This window comes from Paraburkholderia sediminicola, from assembly GCF_046027825.1.
Classification (GTDB): domain Bacteria; phylum Pseudomonadota; class Gammaproteobacteria; order Burkholderiales; family Burkholderiaceae; genus Paraburkholderia; species Paraburkholderia sediminicola_D.
On record NZ_JAQQDU010000234.1, the window covers coordinates 1 to 1,242 of the forward strand.

The following is a 1,242-nucleotide window of genomic DNA, read 5'->3' on the forward strand; positions in this document are numbered from 1 at the left end:
GCGCTTGGCAGCTTGAAACAGGCCGTTGATCGCTTCAATGAAACCATTGGTCTGGCGCGTCTGGGCCCACGCGACGATGCCGTCGAAATGACGAAGAATCATTCGTGCGACGTCCTTCATGAGCTCGACCTTGGAACGCATGACATTGCTGCACCACCGGCGCAACATCTTGGAGACCACATGGATTTGCTTGCGATCGAGTATCTCGCGCAGCTGCTCGCGGTACATCCAGGCACGGGCGGTGCGGTTGGTGGTGTACTGGCTGATCAGCGCCTCGAGATCGGTCAGTTGCGCGAGATTCAGCTTGTCAGCATCTTTGAGCAGCGACCAGCGCATGCCCTTCAGTGCAGGATCGGTCTTCTGCTGCTCGCGGCGCACACCATCGCGTGCTTTGGACGCGTGCGCCACCACATGAAACTTGTCGAACGTCACACGCGCATCGGGCAGATGCTCGTCCACGCCCTTGATGAAGGCGGGCGACATGTCGATGCTGACCGATTTGATCTGCGCAGGCGTTGCGTTGTGTTGCTCCAGGTGATTGGCAAAGCGTTCGACGACGCCTGCATCCTTGCCTGGCGTGACGAAGACCACGCGCCTGCCGTCCATGTCAGCGACGAGCGAGACATAGTCGTGGCCACGTCGGCACGAGGTTTCGTCAATGGCCACCGCAGTGACTTCGGACAAGTCAGTCGCGGCCACGGCCATATCCACGTACCGATCACAGATGGCCTTCACGCGATGCCACGACAGGTTCACCAGACGAGCCACCGCCGCAAATGTCATCTCCCGGCACAACGTCAGCACGAGCGCTTCAAACAGCAGCGTAAAGCCATCCAGCTTACCCATCCAGTCAGGCTGCACGAGCCGCACCGAGCCGTCCGGCAAGCGCACACGCGGCACCCGCACCTCCAGATAACAGTCAAACTGGAAGAAATTGAGGTGGCGCAGCCGTTTGATGACCGTGTCGTGCACCGGGTGTTCACCCGGCACCCCGGGGTAGGCAAACCGGCTGCCCGCGACAAAGTCCACGGCAATCGTCAGTTCCGTGCCGAAATCGACGCCTTGCACATACCACGGCGCGTTGATTCCCAGGGCCGCCTCAAAGAGTTGGGTTTGATTCGTCATTGTTCGCATTGTCTTGCAGGGCTGGTTGCCGCATTCTGCCGCAACCAGCCCTGCACCAGCCTATTACCCCACGCGCGTCAAGTGTTCGCTTCGCCGGGCTTGCGCCCGCACTTGACC

The 1,242-nt window shown here is 60.4% G+C and carries 1 protein-coding gene; it reads right to left on the reverse strand.

Going from position 1 to position 1,242, the window contains the following annotated elements; genetic code table 11:
• On the reverse strand, positions 1 to 1,125 hold a 1,125-nt coding region (locus tag PQQ96_RS42030), incomplete at its 3' end, for an ISL3 family transposase (RefSeq protein WP_408303317.1).
• Positions 1,126 to 1,242: the final 117 nt, after the last annotated feature.